General features: G+C 65.6%; 14 protein-coding genes. 6 read left to right on the forward strand and 8 right to left on the reverse strand.

Annotated elements, in window-relative coordinates; translation table 11 throughout:
• Positions 1 to 35: 35 nt before the first annotated feature.
• On the forward strand, positions 36 to 701 hold the full coding sequence (locus SPDO_RS11690; RefSeq protein WP_088367678.1) for a glutathione S-transferase family protein: 666 nt from the start codon (positions 36 to 38) through the stop codon (positions 699 to 701).
• Positions 698 to 1822 (forward strand): succinyl-diaminopimelate desuccinylase, encoded by a 1125-nt coding sequence (gene dapE, locus SPDO_RS11695; RefSeq protein WP_088367679.1) that lies wholly within the window; start codon positions 698 to 700, stop codon positions 1820 to 1822. The genes SPDO_RS11690 and dapE overlap by 4 nt, the downstream gene beginning before the upstream one ends.
• 140 nt (positions 1823 to 1962) lie before the next feature.
• On the opposite strand, the gene SPDO_RS11700 is transcribed toward dapE, so the two are convergent.
• The 5 genes from SPDO_RS11700 to SPDO_RS11720 all read right to left on the reverse strand — a co-directional run bounded on the left by SPDO_RS11700 (position 1963) and on the right by SPDO_RS11720 (position 6960).
• Entirely contained in the window at positions 1963 to 2214 is a 252-nt protein-coding gene (locus SPDO_RS11700; protein ID WP_088367680.1) for an ATP synthase F1 subunit epsilon, read from the reverse strand.
• Between the two features lie 121 nt (positions 2215 to 2335).
• Entirely contained in the window at positions 2336 to 3811 is a 1476-nt protein-coding gene (gene atpD, locus SPDO_RS11705) for a F0F1 ATP synthase subunit beta (RefSeq protein ID WP_088367681.1), read from the reverse strand.
• Positions 3812 to 3834: 23 nt separating this feature from the next.
• A complete protein-coding gene (locus tag SPDO_RS11710; RefSeq protein WP_088367682.1) occupies positions 3835 to 4716 on the reverse strand; it encodes a F0F1 ATP synthase subunit gamma in 882 nt (293 codons plus the stop codon).
• Between the two features lie 141 nt (positions 4717 to 4857).
• Positions 4858 to 6387, reverse strand: coding sequence for a F0F1 ATP synthase subunit alpha (gene atpA, locus SPDO_RS11715; protein WP_088367683.1), 1530 nt, complete (start codon positions 6385 to 6387; stop codon positions 4858 to 4860).
• 3 nt (positions 6388 to 6390) lie between these two features.
• Positions 6391 to 6960, reverse strand: coding sequence for a F0F1 ATP synthase subunit delta (locus SPDO_RS11720; RefSeq protein ID WP_245829425.1), 570 nt, complete (start codon positions 6958 to 6960; stop codon positions 6391 to 6393).
• Between the two features lie 132 nt (positions 6961 to 7092).
• Between SPDO_RS11720 and SPDO_RS11725 the strand changes: the two genes are divergently transcribed.
• Positions 7093 to 7776 carry a dienelactone hydrolase family protein gene (locus SPDO_RS11725; RefSeq protein ID WP_088367684.1) on the forward strand — a complete coding sequence of 228 codons (684 nt, stop codon included), beginning with the start codon at positions 7093 to 7095 and terminating at the stop codon, positions 7774 to 7776.
• A 41-nt stretch (positions 7777 to 7817) separates the two neighbouring features.
• Here SPDO_RS11725 and SPDO_RS11730 read toward each other — a convergent pair whose 3' ends face one another.
• Both SPDO_RS11730 and SPDO_RS11735 read right to left on the reverse strand, forming a co-directional pair.
• The gene (locus SPDO_RS11730; protein ID WP_143559648.1) at positions 7818 to 9341 is read right to left on the reverse strand and encodes a hypothetical protein; all 1524 of its coding nucleotides are present in this window, start codon (positions 9339 to 9341) and stop codon (positions 7818 to 7820) included.
• 60 nt (positions 9342 to 9401) lie between these two features.
• The gene (locus tag SPDO_RS11735) at positions 9402 to 10181 is read right to left on the reverse strand and encodes an enoyl-CoA hydratase (RefSeq protein ID WP_088367686.1); all 780 of its coding nucleotides are present in this window, start codon (positions 10179 to 10181) and stop codon (positions 9402 to 9404) included.
• 115 nt (positions 10182 to 10296) lie between these two features.
• On the opposite strand from SPDO_RS11735, the gene SPDO_RS11740 reads away from it, so the two are divergent.
• The 3 genes from SPDO_RS11740 to SPDO_RS11750 all read left to right on the forward strand — a co-directional run bounded on the left by SPDO_RS11740 (position 10297) and on the right by SPDO_RS11750 (position 14532).
• Complete coding sequence (locus SPDO_RS11740; RefSeq protein WP_088367687.1) at positions 10297 to 11781, forward strand: tetratricopeptide repeat protein; 1485 nt, start codon at positions 10297 to 10299, stop codon at positions 11779 to 11781.
• Positions 11782 to 11831: 50 nt separating this feature from the next.
• Entirely contained in the window at positions 11832 to 12869 is a 1038-nt protein-coding gene (gene ada / locus SPDO_RS11745) for a bifunctional DNA-binding transcriptional regulator/O6-methylguanine-DNA methyltransferase Ada (protein WP_088367852.1), read from the forward strand.
• 139 nt (positions 12870 to 13008) lie between these two features.
• Positions 13009 to 14532, forward strand: coding sequence for a TadA family conjugal transfer-associated ATPase (locus SPDO_RS11750; RefSeq protein WP_088367688.1), 1524 nt, complete (start codon positions 13009 to 13011; stop codon positions 14530 to 14532).
• Positions 14533 to 14691: 159 nt separating this feature from the next.
• On the opposite strand, the gene SPDO_RS11755 is transcribed toward SPDO_RS11750, so the two are convergent.
• Positions 14692 to 16902 (reverse strand): TonB-dependent receptor, encoded by a 2211-nt coding sequence (locus tag SPDO_RS11755; protein WP_245829427.1) that lies wholly within the window; start codon positions 16900 to 16902, stop codon positions 14692 to 14694.
• Between the last annotated feature and the right edge of the window lie 4 nt (positions 16903 to 16906).

Below are 16906 nucleotides of genomic sequence, written 5' to 3' on the forward strand. Positions count from 1 at the left end.
TTGCACCGGGGCCAATGCGGCGATACGCCCGCCGCATGAAGCTCATCATCGGCAACAAGGCCTATTCCTCCTGGTCGCTCCGCGGCTGGCTCGCCTGCAAGCAATCGGGCCTGCCGTTCGAGGAGGTGGTCGTCCCACTCTACGACCAGGATTGGGATCGCCGTCGCGAGGGTGCCGAGTTTGCGCCCTCGTCGGGCAAGGTTCCTATCCTGTGGGACGGTGAGGCGGTCGTTTGGGACAGCCTCGCCATTGTCGAATATCTCGCAGACAAGGTAGGGCGCGATCGCTTCTGGCCGGCGGACGACGCAGCCCGGGCCATGGCCCGCTCGATGGCGGCCGAAATGCACTCGAGCTTCGTCGCTTTGCGCCGCGAACACAGCATGAATATCCGCCAGGTCTACGATCCCGTGCCCTCGTCCGAGGCGGTCGTCGCCGATCTCACTCGCCTGATGGAGTTGTGGGCGCAGGCTCGCGCGCGCTTCGGCGGCGACGGCCAGTTCCTGTTTGGCGAATTCGGGGCCGCGGACATCATGTTCGCCCCCGTCTGCACCCGCATCATCACCTATTCGCTCCCGATCGCACGCTTCGCCGGTGCGTACATCAACGCGGTCCTCACCCACCCTTTCATGCAGGATTGGATCGCCGGCGCGCAGGAGGAAGATTGGGTGATCGAGCAATTCGAGCAGCCCGCCCGCACATGATCGATCCCGTCGCGCTCGCCATGGCGCTGCTCGCCTGTGAAAGCGTCACCCCGGCGCGCGGCCCGGTGTTCGATGCGCTCGAGGCGGCACTCGTGCCGCTTGGGTTTCACATCGATCGTTTCGTCGCTGGCGAAGCACCCGACGGGCCGGTGGAAAATTTGCTTGCCGTGCGCGGCAGCGGCGCACCGCACATCGCCTTCGCCGGCCATCTCGATGTCGTGCCGCCCGGCGACGGCTGGACCAGCGGCCCGTTCGCGCCAGAGGTCCGCGGCGACCTACTCTATGGCCGCGGCGCGGTGGACATGAAGGGCGCGATCGCCGCCTTCGTCGCCGCCGCATCACGCGTGGATGGTCCGGGCACCACCAGCCTCATCATCACCGGCGACGAAGAGGGTCCCGCGATCCACGGGACTCGTGCGTTGATCGATCGCATGGCCGCACGCAATATCAAGCCTGATGTCTGCCTCGTGGGCGAACCCACGTCCACCGCGCGCCTGGGCGACACGATCAAGATCGGCCGTCGCGGCTCGGTCAACATCTGGATCGACGTGCCCGGTCGCCAGGGGCACGTCGCCTATCCCCACCTCGCCGACAATCCGATCACGCCCCTCGTCGCTGCGCTTTCGGAGATCGACGGGGTCGTACTCGACACCGGCACTGACTGGTTTCAGCCGTCAAACATCGAGGTGACCGACATCACCGTCGGCAATCCCGCCACCAACGTCATCCCGGCCAAGGCGAGCGCCCGCCTTTCGATCCGTTTCAATGATTTGCATCGCGGCGAAGAGCTCGGCACCCGCATCGCCGCCATCGTAAAGCGGCACGCACCAGAGGCGACCATCCGTCCCGTCGTATCCGGCGAAGCCTTCCTGACACAGCCCGGACAGCTTTCCGCCACGCTGTGCGCCGCGATCGAGGCGCGGACCGGTTTGGTGCCGGAGCTTTCCACCAGCGGCGGCACCTCGGACGCACGCTTCCTCGCCGCCGTTTGCCCGGTGATCGAGTTCGGCCTCATCAATGCCACCATGCACAAGCTCGACGAAGCCGTGGCGGTCGCCGATCTGCACACCTTGACCGACATCTACGCCGACTTCCTGACCCGCAGCTTCGCACAAGCCTGACGCCGCGCGAGACGCAGCCAGTCAAGAGAAGAGCGGCAAAAGCTCGGCAGCAGCTGAGCTGCTTGTTCAACTTAGCACACTAAAAAAGCGCGCCCGCTACTTGAGCGAACGCGCTTTTTCACCGGAACTGGCGCCTTGGATCAGCTGGCGTGTTCGGCCAGCACCGTCAGCCCCTTGGCGTTCACCTCGGCAAAACCGCCGCGGATCGCAATCGTCTCTGGTACAGCGCCCTGCGTGCGCTGTACCAGCAGATCGCCATCACGGATCGTCGACATCAGCGGCGCATGCCCTTCCAGCACCCCGAAGTCGCCTTCGGTGCCGGGAACGGTCACCATGTACACGCTCTCGCTACGGACAAGACGCTCAGGCGTGACGAGTTCGAAATGCAGCATGACAATACCTTATCTCCCTCTCCCCTCCGGGAAGAAGGTTGGAAAGAGGAGCAGTGAGAAGCGGCTCGTACAATCCCTGTCCCCTGCCCTCTCCCCCGAAGAGGAGAGGGTGCAGAAAGGCTTACGCTTCCTGCGCCAGCTTCTCGGCCTTGGCGACGACTTCGTCGATGCCGCCGACCATGTAGAAGGCCGCTTCCGGCAGGTGATCGTACTCGCCGTTCACCACCGCCTTGAACGAGCGAACCGTGTCCTCGATCTGCACGAACTTGCCCGGGATGTTCGTGAACACTTCCGCGACGTGGAACGGCTGGCTGAGGAAGCGCTGGATCTTGCGCGCGCGGCTGACGGTCAGCTTATCCTCTTCGGACAGCTCGTCCATGCCGAGAATGGCGATGATATCCTGCAGCGACTTGTACTTCTGCAGGATCGTCTGAACCGCACGTGCCGTCTCGTAATGCTCCTGGCCGACGACGCGCGGCTCCAGCACGCGGCTGGTCGAGTCGAGCGGATCCACTGCCGGATAGATGCCGAGCTCGGAGATCGCACGGTTGAGCACCGTCGTCGCATCCAAGTGGGCGAACGACGTAGCCGGCGCCGGATCGGTAAGATCGTCCGCGGGCACGTACACGGCCTGCACCGAGGTGATCGATCCCTTGTTGGTCGAGGTGATGCGCTCCTGCAGGGCGCCCATGTCGGTCGAGAGCGTCGGCTGATAGCCCACCGCCGACGGGATACGGCCGAGCAGCGCCGACACTTCTGCGCCCGCCTGCGTGAAGCGGAAGATGTTGTCGACGAAGAACAGCACGTCCTGGCCTTCCACGTCGCGGAAGTACTCGGCGATCGTCAGGCCCGAAAGTGCGACGCGCGCACGCGCGCCCGGCGGCTCGTTCATCTGGCCGAATACCAGCGCCACCTTGGAGCCTTCGCTGATCGGGTTGCCGTCGGCATCCTTGGCGATAACGCCGGCGTCGAGGAACTCGTGATACAGGTCGTTGCCCTCGCGGGTCCGCTCACCCACGCCCGCGAACACCGAGGTACCGCCATGGCCCTTGGCGATGTTGTTGATCAGTTCCTGGATGAGCACGGTCTTGCCCACGCCGGCACCGCCGAACAGGCCGATCTTGCCGCCCTTCGCGTACGGCGCGAGCAGGTCAATCACCTTGATGCCCGTCACCAGGATCGAGCTTTCGGTCGACTGATCGACGAACAGCGGGGCCGACGCGTGGATCGGCGCGTGATGCGCCGAGTTCACCGGGCCGCGCTCGTCGATCGGCTCGCCGACGACGTTCAAGATGCGGCCGAGCGTCGCCGGGCCGACCGGCACGGTGATCTGCGCGCCCGTGTCCGTCACGTTCTGCCCGCGGGTCAGCCCCTCGGTCGAGTCCATCGCAATGGTGCGCACCGTGTTCTCGCCCAGGTGCTGCGCCACTTCGAGCACCAGCCGCTGGCCGTTGTTGCTCGTCTCCAACGCCGACAGGATCGCCGGCAGGTGATCCTGCTCGAACGTCACGTCGACAACGGCGCCGATCACCTGGCTGATGCGGCCCACATTGTTGCTGCCCGAAATGGTCGAGCGATCCTCAAGGACGGTGGCCATGTTCTGCTTCCTGCTTTCGAAACTTAGAGCGCTTCTGCGCCAGAGATGATCTCGACCAGCTCGGTCGTGATCGCCGCCTGACGCGCACGGTTGTACTGGATCGACAAACGCTTGATCATGTCGCCGGCATTGCGGGTGGCATTATCCATCGCGGTCATGCGGCTGCCCTGCTCGGAAGCGGCATTTTCCTGCATCGCGCGGAAGATCTGGATCGCCACGTTGCGCGGCAGCAGCTCGGCAAGGATCGCTTCCTCGTCGGGCTCATATTCCACCGCGGCATCGCCGTCGTTTGCGGCGGATACCGTGCCGGTCGGCACGGACACCGGAATGATCTGCTGTCCGATCGGGATCTGCACCAGCGCCGACTGGAACTTGGCGTAGAACAGATGCGCCACGTCGAACTCACCCGCTTCGTAACGGGCGATCAGGTCGTCGGCGACTTCGCGCGCCTGATCGAAGCCGAGCACCTTGTGCTGTCCCAGCTCGTGATCGGCGACGATGCCGTCGGGATAGAAACGGCGCAGCACGCGCCCCTTTTTGCCCGCTAGGTAAAAGCGCACCGTCTTGCCCTGGCGCTCCAGCTCTTCAGCCTTCTTGCGCGCCGCACGCACGATGTTGGTGTTGAACGCACCGGCCAGGCCGCGCTCGGAGGTCGCGACGACCAGCAGATGCACCTGGTCCTTGCCCGTACCCGCCAGCAGCTTCGAGCTGCCTTCGGTCACGCCGACCTTGGACGCAAGGCTCGCCATCACCGCCTCAAGCCGCTCGGCATACGGACGGCCGGCGATCGCCGCCTCCTGCGCCCGGCGCAGCTTGGCCGCGGCGACCATCTTCATCGCCTTGGTGATCTTCTGCGTCGACTTCACCGAGCCGATGCGGATCTTGAGGGCCTTCAAACTAGCCATGATGGTCCTTCAGTCTCCCCGTCCCTTCTGTTGGGGAGCGGGTCCGGGAGAGGGGCAGCCGCAGGCTGTTGTGCCCTGCCCTTCTCCCGACTTCGCTACGCTCGTCCGCTCTCTTCTCTGTCGGGAGAAGAGCGCGAAGTCTCAAGCAAACGTCTTCGCGAATGCGTCCAGCGCGCTCTTCACCTGCGCCTGTGCGTCGCCGCCGAGGTCGCGGCTATCGCGGATCAGCTTCAGCGTGTCGCCATGCTGGTCGCGCATGAACGCGAGCATCGCCGCCTCGTAACGGGTCACATCCTGCACCGGCACATTGTCGAGATAGCCGTTGGTGCCGGCGAAGATCGACACCGTTTGTTCCTCAAACGGCAACGGCGAGAACTGCGGCTGCTTCAAGAGCTCGGTCAGGCGTGCACCGCGGTTCAGCAGCTTCTGCGTCGAGGCATCGAGGTCCGAGCCGAACTGCGCAAAGGCCGCCATTTCGCGATACTGCGCCAGCTCCAGCTTGATCGAGCCCGACACCTTCTTCATCGCCTTGGTCTGCGCGGCCGAGCCGACGCGGCTCACCGACAGGCCGACGTTGATCGCCGGGCGGATGCCCGCGAAGAACAGGTCGGTCTCGAGGAAGATCTGGCCATCGGTGATCGAAATCACGTTCGTCGGGATGTAGGCCGACACGTCGCCCGCCTGCGTCTCGATGATCGGCAATGCGGTCAGCGAGCCGCCGCCATTGGCGTCGTTCATCTTCGCCGCGCGCTCCAGCAGGCGCGAGTGAAGATAGAACACGTCGCCCGGATAAGCTTCACGGCCCGGCGGACGGCGCAGCAGCAGCGACATCTGACGATAAGCGACGGCCTGCTTGGACAGATCGTCGAACACGATCACGGCATGCATGCCGTTGTCGCGGAAGAACTCGCCCATCGCGGTGCCGGTGTACGGCGCCAGGAACTGCAGCGGCGCCGGATCGGACGCAGTTGCGGCGATGATGATGGAATAATCCATCGCGCCATTCTCGGTCAGCGTGCGCACCAGCTGCGCCACGGTCGAGCGCTTCTGGCCGACGGCGACGTACACGCAGTACAGCTTCTTTGATTCGTCGTCGCCGGCGTTGACCGACTTCTGGTTGATGAACGTATCGATTGCGATCGCGGACTTGCCCGTCTGACGGTCACCGATGATCAGCTCGCGCTGACCACGACCCACCGGCACCAGCGCGTCGATTGCCTTAAGGCCAGTCTGCACCGGCTCGTGCACCGACTTGCGCGGGATGATGCCGGGCGCCTTCACCTCGACACGGCGACGCTCAGTGCTGACGATCGGGCCCTTGCCGTCGATCGGGTTGCCGAGACCATCGACCACGCGGCCGAGCAGGCCGCGGCCAACCGGCACGTCCACGATCGTGCCGGTACGCTTGACGATGTCGCCTTCCTTGATCTCCGAGTCAGACCCGAAAATCACGACGCCGACGTTATCGGCCTCGAGGTTCAGCGCCATGCCCTGCACGCCATTGGCGAACTCGACCATCTCGCCCGCCTGGACGTTGTCGAGGCCATAGATGCGGGCGATGCCGTCACCGACGCTGAGCACCTGGCCGGTCTCGCTGACCTGAGCCTCGGTGTTGAAGTTGGCGATCTGGTCCTTGATGACCTTCGAGATTTCTGCGGCGCGGATATCCATCACTTAGCCTTTCATCGCGCTGGCAAGCGCATTCAAGCGGGTACGGATCGACGAATCGATCATCTGAGAACCGATGCGGACGACAAGCCCGCCCAGGAGCGCGGGATCAACCGCAAGATCAACCGACACCTCGCGACCGACACGCTGGCGAAGCTGCTGCTTTAGCTCGACAACCTGATCGTCGGTCAGCGGGTGCGCGCTGGTCACGTCGGCGGTCACTTCGCCGCGATGGCGCGCAGCCAGCTGGCGGAAGGCGCGAATGATCGCGGGCAGCTGCGCCAAACGGCGGTTCTGCGCCAGCACGCCCAGGAAGTTTCGCGTGGTCGGATCGACGCCCAGTTCGTCCGCCGTCGACAGCACGGCCTTGCCCGCCGCCTCGCGCGGCACCACCGGCGAGGTGGTCAGCGCCTTGAAGTCATCCGACTGATCCAGCGCGGCACGCACCTTGGTCAGGCTGGCCTCTACCGTATCGATCGTCTTCGCCTGCTCGGCGAGGTCGAACAGCGCGGTCGCATATCGTCCGCCCAGGCTCGCCTGGATGCTGCTGCCTAGATTACCGCTGGAACCATCCACGCGATTCGATCCCCGTTCGCACAAAAAAGTTAAGCCCCCATACGAAAACACGGCGCGCTGGTGGCGCCGTCGCTTGGGTTGGCCGGCGCGTAGCAAAGGGGTAGCAATGATGCAACACGCTGTAACGAGGGGATGACCATGGGCGAAATGATCCGCATGACGATGGGCGATGGCCAAAGCATCGCCGTTTACCATGCCATGGCCGAGGGTGAGCGTCGCGGCGGCGTGGTGCTGGTGCAGGAGATCTTCGGCGTCACCGGTCACATCCGCGAGATGGCCGATGATTTCGCCGCGGAGGGCTATGAGGTGCTCGCCCCCGCCCTCTTCGACCGCGAGCATCCGGGCTTCGAGGCGAGCTACACCGGGTCCGACTTCGAGCGCGCGGTGGAGCTTGCCCGCACGCTCCATCCGTTCGATCTGTCGCTCAAGGACACCCAAAGCTGCATCGACGCCCTGCGCGAGAATGGCCCGGTTTTCGTGATTGGCTATTGCTATGGCGGCTCCGTCGCCTGGGCGGCCGCGACGCAACTCGACGGCGTGGCTGCTGCGTCAGCCTATTACGGCAGCATGATCCCGGCCTTCGCCGAAAAGGCGCCGCCGCGCGTGCCCGTAATCGCCCATTTCGGTCGCTACGACCACGGCATCCCGATGGAAGGCGTCGAAGCCGTGATCGCCAAGGATTTCCCGCTGGCACAGGTCTATGTCTACGAGGCCGGCCACGGCTTCAACTCGGATCGCCGCAAGGATTATCACGAGCCGTCCGCCGATCTGGCGCGCGACCGCACTCTCACGCTGTTCCGGGAAAACGGCGGCTGATCACGGCGCCGGCGTAAAGCCGGCTGACCGCTTTCGATTCTTCAATGAGCGGCGGTCGGCGCGCCTCCTTCCTCCTTGGCGTCGACGGCATTGATCGCCGCCTTGCCGACCTTGCCGGCGTCCAGTGCGGCCAACACACGGCTCGCCGGATTGTCGGCCGGGGCGTGCGGATGATAAGCGAGCGGTCGCAACAGGCGCTGCGCCGCCGGGATCTCGCCCGCCTCGATCCGCGCCATCGCCGCGGCAAAGCGCACGATATCGTCCTGCGGCGCCAACTCCTGCGCACGATACAGGCCCTTGATCGATGAGGCGCGCGGCTCGATCCCTTGCAGCATGAAACTCTGCCAGAACCACCACAAGGGCTCGGGGTCGTCGGGGTCCACGCGATTCGCCGCAATGATACTGTCGCGCGCCGCATTCCACGCCGCGGCGTCGGTCGACTTGGCGTCGGTCAGCCGACGTAGCTTCACCCGACCCTGGTAGAGTAGCGCCTGGCCCGATTTTGGATCCCGCGCGAGCGCTTTGGCAGCCGCCGCCAGCGCCGCGTCATTCTCGCCGGCGTCAAAGGCCATCTCCGCCAGCCAGCCCTGCGCCACCGGATCATCGTCGTAGCGCGCAGCGACCGGCGCCGCCTTCGCGTACAATTTCTGCCCGGCCCCGCGATCCACCCCGCGCACCGATTGCATTCGCAGGTCGATCAGATCGGCCTCGCCCTTCGTCAGCGGCCGAATGGTGATCGGCGGTGTGGCCGTGTCGCCGAACGGCATCGTCATGCCCACCAAGCGCCGCCGCCCCAGATAGCCCGACAGGCTGCGATCCAGTTCCTGCAGATCGCCAAACGCTTCTTCCGCCGCGGTGACGGATGGGGTGCCGCGGTTGATCGCGCTGATATACGCCAGAAGCTGGCTGTTTCTTGCGCGATCGAAGCTGAAATAATGCGTCATCAGCCAGCCGCGCCCGTAGAAGGCATCCATCTGCGCCGCCGAAAGCCGCATCTTCGGGCCGAACATCTGCCGCGCGGTGAAGCGCTGCCCCTCCATCAATCCATAAGCGCGATGCTGCGCCGCATAGCCGATCGTGGCATTCTGGTCGGTGATCCGCATGGTGGAGGCGAATTCGGCGAAGCCTTCCGAATACCAGGCGGGAAAGGCGATGTCGTAGGTGCCCAACAAAAAGTGGTGGGCATATTCGTGGAACAGGACGATCCGCCCGAAATCGTTGCCGTCCGTCCAGCCGCCCTTGGCACCAAACGCGATCGAGCCGCTGACGCGCGAGAGGTAAAAGCCCGCGGCGTTGGTACATTGGCACAGTCGCCGAACATCGCCGTCATTGACGAGGAATACCGTCACCTTGCGTGAGGCGATATCCGGCTCATCCGTCACGTTGAGAAACCGGCGCAAACCCCAGTCGAGCCGCTCCAGCGCCTCCGATTGTTGCCGCAGCGTCTTTTCGTTGGTGTCGGAGATCAGCGTGAAATGCCGCGACCTCGCCTCAAGCCATTCGGCCTGCGCTGGCGCCGCCGCGGCCAGCATCCCCAGCAACCCAAGCAATCCGCGCCAACGCATCGGCACCTCCCGTAAACTCCCCGACCGACAAGCTAGCGCGAACTCCGCAAAACCAAAGACCTATTGTGACCGGCCTCGCGCCTGCACCGCCGCGCGCCGCGCCTCCACTGCCTCGGGCGTCACCGCGCGATTGGCGGCGGACGAACGCTCATGTTCCAGCGCCATCGCATCGCCGAACGGACGCGCGAAACCATCGTCGATCAGCTTCTTGTACGCGGCGATGAAGTCCGGATCGGCCGACGCGATGTCGCGCGCCAGTGCCCTGGCGGTGGTCAGTAGCTCGTTCGCCGGCACCACCCGGTTCACCAGTCCCCAACGTGCCGCCGTCTCGGCATCCAGGAAGTTGCCGCTCAGCGACAGCTCCTTGGCACGCGAAATGCCGATCAGCCGCGACAACTTCTGGCTCAGGCCCCAACCCGGCATCACGCCGACGCGCGCATGCGTATCGGCAAAGCGCGCCTTCTCGCTGGCGATCAGGATGTCGCAGGCCAGCGCCACCTCGAACCCGCCGGTGATCGCCACGCCGTTGATCGCGCCGATCACCGGCTTGCGACACAGTTCGATCGCCTTGACCGGATTCTCGTCCGCGCCCGTCGCATTGGCCGAGCCAAGTGCCCCCGCCGTCGACCCCAGTTCCTTCAGGTCCAGTCCGGCGGTGAACGCGCGCTCGCCTGCCCCGGTCAGCACCACCGCGCGCACCGCATCGTCCGCATCCACCTGCGTCATCACGCGATAAAGCTGCGACCGCAGCGCCGACGACAATGCGTTCATCGCCTCCGGCCGGTTCAGCGTCACCGTGGCGACCCCATCCTCGATGTCCAGCAGCACCAGATCAGTCATTCCTCGCCTCTCTTTCTCGTTATTTGCCGCACCGTAGCGAAAGAGCCGCAAGCGTCCACCGCAACTCTGGCGCACCATGGCGAAGCTGCTACCAAAGCGGTCGGGGGGATTATCGATGCTGGAGATGTTGACGCTCGCCGCACTTATCGCGGGCACGTGGGCTGGACCAATCGAGCCGTCGCCGTCTGCCATGGCCGAGCTGGAAAAAGCCACAACAGCCTTTGACGAGCCGAACTGTCCGGCGGTGCTCGAATCGGTAAACCGCCTGAAAGCGACGCCCGACTACAAGCAGAACGATTGGGTGCGCCGGGTCTTGCTCGAGTTTTCGGCGCTCTGTCTTTCGCAATCGTCTCAGGAGAGCGACAAGGCCCAGGCCTATGCCGAGGCGATGCTGGCGAGCGACATGCAAGGCAGCGGCGATGGCGTGTGGGGTGTGCGGCTCGACCGCGAGGTGCGAACGAAAGACTGGCCGGCGGCGGTCACCTCGTTCGAACGGGTCGCTGCCGAGCGGCCATTGTACCTCAACAGGGTGCCACTGGCATGGCTGAACTACATCGACCTGCAACTGCGCCGCGCCGATCAAACCGCGCTCCGCCGCCGCTATCTCGCGCTCTTCGCCGATAGCAGCTATTGGCCCGAAGAGCCCGGCGGCAGCACCGAAGGCTTCCGCTATCGCTATGCCCTGCTGCTGGCGGACGCCGGTGAGCAGGAGAAGGCGGACGCCATCGCGCGCCTGCTCACCAACCCATCGTTGCTCATGTCGCTCAGCCTCGATCCCCGCTTCCGTCCCGTACTCGGCGACGATCTGAACCTGCGCGCCGTCACCGAGCGGTACCTGACGCAGCTTCGCACCCAGGTCGGCCGCTTCCCCAATGCGATCCGGCCGGTGATCGACGTGGCGGAGCATCAACGCATGCTCGGCCGCCCGCAGGACGCGCTGGCGACGCTGCGCACCATCGAACCGGCGATCAAGGGCGACGCGCCGCTCAGCGACCGCGACGACAATGTGATCTGGTGGTGGGATCAGATGTCGCGCGCGCATCGTGCGGCCGGCGACGTGCCCGCCGCTGTCGCCGCCCTGCGCACGGCGAGCGCGATCAAGGAAGGCAATGCCGTCAACGTCAGCCACACGATCAACCTCGCCAATCTCCAGCTCAACACCGGCGATCCGGCCGGCGCAGTGGAGACGCTCCTGCCGCTTGCCGGAGCCGGCGACGGGACGGCCAGCCCTTATGGCGTGATGCAGATCGTCGGCGTGCGCGGCTGTGCCAGCCACCGGCTTGGCCGGCAGGCGGTGGCCGATGCCGACCTTGCTTATGCACGGGCACATATCGACGACGCACCCGGCACGCTCACCCAGCTCCAGCTATGCCGCGGCGATCTCGACGGCGCAGCCGCCAGCATGATCGCCCGGCTGGAGAACAAGGATCAGCGGCATGGCGCGCTGGAGGAGCTCAGCACCTTCAACGCGCCGCCCAACACGCTGCCCCGCGACCCGGTTGTCGCCGAACTCGGCAAGCTGCGCGCCCGCCCCGACGTACAGGCGGCGGCACGCGCCACTTCAACGTTCAGGAGCCGGGCTTCTAACACCGCGCTTTGATCGCAAGCGGCGGGATGCGCACCGCCTCGCGCCAGCCTACATCGGCCGGCATGAGCGACACGATCGATCATCAGGGCGCCTGGACCGCCTTCGCCGCGCGTGATCGGCAGGCGGACGGGCGCTTCGTGGTTGCGGTGCGCACCACCGGCATCTATTGCAAGCCAAGCTGCCCGGCGCGCCATCCCCGCCCGGAAAACGTCAGCTTCTACCCCGATCCGCCCGCCGCCCGCGCCGCCGGCTACCGCGCCTGCCTGCGCTGCCGCCCGGACGACGCCGCCCGCGACTCGGTCGCCGTCAAACGGGCGATCGCGATGCTCGAAGCCGACGAGACCACGCCAACGCTGGACAATCTGGCAGTGACGGTCGGCTACGCTCCCCATCACTTCCACCGCCTGTTCAAGCGCGCGACCGGCGTCACGCCCGCCGCCTACGCCCGCGCGCTGAAGGCGCGCCGCGCCGCCACCGCCTTGCAGGATGGGGCCAGCGTCACCCAGGCGATCTATACGGCCGGCTACTCCGCGCCGAGCCGCTTCTACGCTCACGCCGCCCCCCGGCTCGGCATGACGCCAAGCGCCTGGGCACGTGGCGGCGCGGGCGTCACGATCCGCTGGGTTGTCGCGCAAAGCAGCCTCGGCCCGGTCCTCGTCGCCGCCACCGATCGCGGCATCTGCCAAGTCGCCTTTGACGCCGACGACGCCTTCCTACGTGCCCATTTCCCGGCCGCCGAGATCATCGCGGGCAACGCGACACTGGTCGATCTCGCCGCCCAGGTGGTCGCCGCCGTCGAACAGCCCGGCCGCAATCCCGATCTGCCGCTCGACGTACAGGGCACCGCCTTTCAGGAGGCGATCTGGCAGGCGCTGCGCACCATTCCGGCAGGCGAGACGCGCAGCTATGCCGAGCTTGCCGCACTGGCCGGCCGCCCCGGGGCGGTGCGCGCTGCCGGATCGGCGTGCGGCGCGAACCATGTGCCCGTGCTGATCCCCTGCCACCGCGTCACCCGCGCTGACGGCACGATCGGCGGCTATGCCTATGGGCCCGAGCGCAAGCAGGCACTGTTGACGCGGGAGCGCAATCGTCAGGGTTGAACGGCGGTCGTTGCACCCGAACAGTTAATCCCGCGCATGCCCGCCGCTCGCCGGCCACACCGGGCGCCTCACGAATTTAGGTAAATATAAAGCCTTGCTGCCTAGCCTCATCGTGCAGACAGGCAGGATTGTTGGTCAAATGAACGCATTCGGGCGTCGGAATAATGTGGGTACGGGTGCACGGCCGGGCTTCGGCGTCGCGCGCCCGATGCAGGGCGGTGCGCCGCGCCCCGATCAGGGTGGCGAGCAATTTCCGTCGCTCGATACGCTCCCGCTGCCGGGTGAGGTCGCCGCGCCGGAAGGGCTTGGCCAGGTCGCCGGCATGCAGATGAATGCGATGCAGCGGCTCGCCGATCGTCAGGCCGCGTCGGGCGAAGCGGGCAACAGCCGCGTCGAGGGCTTCGAATCCTCAATCCACAAGATCAAGGAACAGGTGCTCCCACGCCTGCTCGAACGCGTCGACCCGGAAGCCGCCGCCACGCTCGGCAAGGACGAGCTCGCCGAGGAATTCCGCCCGATCATCGGCGAAGTGCTCGCCGAGCTGAAGCTCACGCTTAACCGACGCGAACAATTCGCGCTGGAAAAGGTACTGGTCGACGAGCTGCTCGGCCTCGGACCGCTCGAGGAGCTGCTCGCCGACCCCGAAATCTCCGACATCATGGTCAACGGTCCCGACCAGACCTTTATCGAAAAAAAGGGCAAGCTCCAGCTCGCGCAGATCCAGTTCCGCGACGAAGAGCATCTGTTCCAGATCGCGCAGCGCATCTGCAACTCAGTCGGCCGCCGCGTCGACCAGACCACGCCCCTTGCCGACGCCCGCCTGAAGGACGGTTCCCGCGTCAACGTGATCGTCCCGCCGCTCTCCCTGCGCGGCACCGCCATCTCGATTCGTAAGTTTTCCGCCAAGCCGATCACGCTCGACATGATGGCGGGCTTCGGCTCGATGTCGCCGAAAATGGCGACCGCACTGAAGATCGCTGGCGCCTGCCGCTTCAACATCGTCATCTCCGGCGGTACCGGCTCGGGCAAGACAACGATGCTCAACGCCTTGTCGAAAATGATCGACCCGGGCGAGCGCGTGCTGACGATCGAGGACGCGGCCGAATTGCGTCTTCAGCAGCCGCACTGGCTTCCGCTCGAAACGCGCCCCGCCAACCTCGAAGGTCAGGGCGAGATCTCGATCCGCGATCTCGTCAAGAACGCGCTGCGTATGCGTCCGGACCGCATCATCCTGGGCGAAATTCGTGGCAGCGAGTGTTTCGACATGCTGTCTGCCATGAACACCGGTCACGACGGCTCGATGTGTACCCTCCACTCCAACTCCCCGCGCGAGGCGTTGGCGCGTATGGAGAACATGGTGATGATGTCCGACATCAAGGTGCCCAAGGAGGCGATCAGCCGCCAGATCGCCGACTCGGTCGACATGATCATCCAGGTAAAGCGCCTGCGCGACGGCTCGCGCCGCGTCACCAACGTCACCGAGGTGATCGGCATGGAAGGCCCCGTGATTGTCACGCAGGAGCTCTTCAAGTTCGAATATTTGGACGAGTCCGCCGACGGCAAGATCATCGGCGAGTACCGCGCCATGGGACTGCGCCCCTACACGATCGACAAGGCGAAGCAGTTCGGCTTCGACCAGGCGTTCCTGGAGGCGTGCCTCTAAGGCGATCCGGTCCGCCTGCCGGCGAGCGACAGACCGTCGCCGCCGTAACAGATCACACCGTCACCCCGGCCTTGCGCCGGGGTCCAAGGTCCCGCGCTCGCTAACGTAGCAAGAGCGCGAAACGCTGGTTGCCGGGCTGGCCCGGCATGACGGAAAGCCTCAGAAGCTGACCCGCGCCGCAACGCGAATGTCGCGTCCCGCGAGCGGCACATAGTCCTTCGTAAATGAGGCATGCCGGCGCGCATCCACGTCGAAGATGTTGTTCGCCGAGACGATCAGGGTGGTTTCGCTCTCGCGCCCGAACGGCTTGAACGATACTGATCCGTTCACCAGCGTGAAATCGTCCGTGCGCGTCTCGAATGCCGCCACGCGATCCTGCGCGGTGACATGCTCCACCTCGATCCGGCCGCCGAAATCGCCAGCGCGCGCGGTCAGTCCACCCAGCACGCGGAAGGGCGGAATACGCGGCACCCAGCCACGGCCGTTGGTCAGCTTCGCATTGACGTAATCGGCGACCAGATTGCCATCCAGCTCGAAACCGCCGCGGCGGATCAGGTCCGCGGTCAGCTCGCCCTCCACGCCATAATAGCGCGCACCGGCCTGAAAATACTGGAACACCGGCAGCTCGTCGCGCTCCAGCCCGGTGGCATTTTCATAGATGTAATCGTCGAACCAGGTGGCATAGCCGCTCACCTGGAAGCGCACCGGTCCGGTGCGGCCGCGCGCATAAAGCTCCAGGCCCCAGCTCTTTTCGGTCTTGAAGTTCGGATTGCCGATCTCGAACGCCTGGGTGGCGATATGCGGCCCGTTCGAGAACAGCTCCTCCGCCGACGGCGCACGCACGGCACGCGATCCGTTGATGCCGATCTTCACCTCGGGCGCGACCGCATAGGAGAAGCCGAGCGCCCCGGAGAATGCATCGAAATTCCGGCTGACTCCCACCGTCGGGGCATCCTCGTCCAGCCCGACCGTCACCCCCGTGGCGCGCACGTCGGTATGTTCGTACCGGCCGGCGAACTCGACTTCCCACGGTCCCCGATCGATCTCCTGCAGGGTGAAGACGCCATATTGGTCGGTAACGTTCGGCGGCACGAACGCTTCAGCGCCGATTGCGGAGAAATCGCGCGTGAAACCCTGAAAGCCGGTGACGCCGCGCCAGCCGTTCCGATCGGCCTGCACCAATTCGAGGCGGCCCTCGAACGCCTGCGAGTTGAACACCGTGCCCACCTCGGCACCCTCGAATTCGGTATGCTTATAGTCGGCAAAGCCCGCGCGAATGCGGATCTTGTCAAGGAACTCGCCATTAGCATTCACCTCGCCGCGCAGGTCGGCGCGGAACTGCTTCATGGCGATCGTCACATCGCCATGCTCATGCCCCTCTTCTTCATGATCGTGGTCATGGTCGTGCTCCTCCTCACCATCATGGTCCTCGCCCCCGTGATGGTGACCCGCACCGGGCCGCTCCGGCACGCCGTACTTGCTGTCATAATAGCCGACCGACACGCCCAGGCTGCCGCCGTCGTTGATCAGCGTCAGGCCACCGCCCAGCGTATAGGTTTCGGTGCCGCTGTTCGGCACGCGGCCACGACGATTGGCCAAGGCCGTCGCGTCGGCGGCCTCCTCCGCATGGCCTTCTTCAGCCTCCTCGGCAGCGATCGCTAGCTGCTCCTGCCGCAGCGAGGGGGCAAGCTGATAGCCGCCGATGCGCAGATCCTCAGACTTGCGATAGCTGCCGTCGACATGCGCCACGATCTGATTCGACAGCGCCACATCGACGCCCGCGCCACCGCTGCGCTCGTCCGCCGCCGAGCCATAGGTGCCGATCGCGTCGACGTGATAGCCCTTCTCGGGCACCGCACGGGGAATGCGGCGGTCGATTACGTTCACCGCGCCGCCGATCGCCTGGCTGCCGAACAGCAGCACCGCCGGCCCACGCAGCACCTCGATCCGCTCCGCCGTCAGTGGATCGATCGTCACGCCGTGGTCGGTCGAGGTGTTCGACACGTCAAGCGAGCCGAGCCCATCGGTCAGCACGCGCACGCGCTCGCCCTGGAAACCGCGCAGCACCGGGCGCGAGGCGCCGGGGCCGAAGGAGGTTGCCGAAACACCCGGTTGGCGCGTCAGCGTGTCGCCGATCTGCGGCCGAATGTCCTGCACCAACTCGTCGCCGGTGATGACGGACTTGCCCGCCAGCAGGTTCAGGTCGCGGACGAACGGCGCGGTGATGACGATCTCGGGCGAGGCATCGACGTGTCCCGCGCGCCCTGTGGCGGGCTGGTTCGCTGCGGGCGTCGTCGTTGGCGCGGTCTGCGCATGGGCCGGCAGGCTGATCAGGCTCGTGCCCGCCAGCAGAATGGCATGTACTTTCACTTGA

The organism is Sphingomonas dokdonensis, from assembly GCF_002197685.1.
Lineage (GTDB): Bacteria > Pseudomonadota > Alphaproteobacteria > Sphingomonadales > Sphingomonadaceae > Sphingomonas > Sphingomonas dokdonensis.

Excerpts from the sequence above, each read along its gene's own strand:
- SPDO_RS11690 (WP_088367678.1), top strand. The coding sequence starts at position 36 with ATGAAGCTCATCATCGGCAACAAGGCCTATTCCTCCTGGTCGCTCCGC.
- SPDO_RS11750 (WP_088367688.1), top strand. The coding sequence starts at position 13,009 with ATGAACGCATTCGGGCGTCGGAATAATGTGGGTACGGGTGCACGGCCG.
- SPDO_RS11740 (WP_088367687.1), top strand. The coding sequence starts at position 10,297 with ATGCTGGAGATGTTGACGCTCGCCGCACTTATCGCGGGCACGTGGGCT.
- SPDO_RS11725 (WP_088367684.1), top strand. The coding sequence starts at position 7,093 with ATGACCATGGGCGAAATGATCCGCATGACGATGGGCGATGGCCAAAGC.
- ada (WP_088367852.1), top strand. The coding sequence starts at position 11,832 with ATGAGCGACACGATCGATCATCAGGGCGCCTGGACCGCCTTCGCCGCG.
- dapE (WP_088367679.1), top strand. The coding sequence starts at position 698 with ATGATCGATCCCGTCGCGCTCGCCATGGCGCTGCTCGCCTGTGAAAGC.
- SPDO_RS11700 (WP_088367680.1), bottom strand. The coding sequence starts at position 2,214 with ATGCTGCATTTCGAACTCGTCACGCCTGAGCGTCTTGTCCGTAGCGAG.
- atpA (WP_088367683.1), bottom strand. The coding sequence starts at position 6,387 with ATGGATATCCGCGCCGCAGAAATCTCGAAGGTCATCAAGGACCAGATC.
- SPDO_RS11735 (WP_088367686.1), bottom strand. The coding sequence starts at position 10,181 with ATGACTGATCTGGTGCTGCTGGACATCGAGGATGGGGTCGCCACGGTG.
- atpD (WP_088367681.1), bottom strand. The coding sequence starts at position 3,811 with ATGGCCACCGTCCTTGAGGATCGCTCGACCATTTCGGGCAGCAACAAT.
- SPDO_RS11710 (WP_088367682.1), bottom strand. The coding sequence starts at position 4,716 with ATGGCTAGTTTGAAGGCCCTCAAGATCCGCATCGGCTCGGTGAAGTCG.
- SPDO_RS11730 (WP_143559648.1), bottom strand. The coding sequence starts at position 9,341 with ATGCGTTGGCGCGGATTGCTTGGGTTGCTGGGGATGCTGGCCGCGGCG.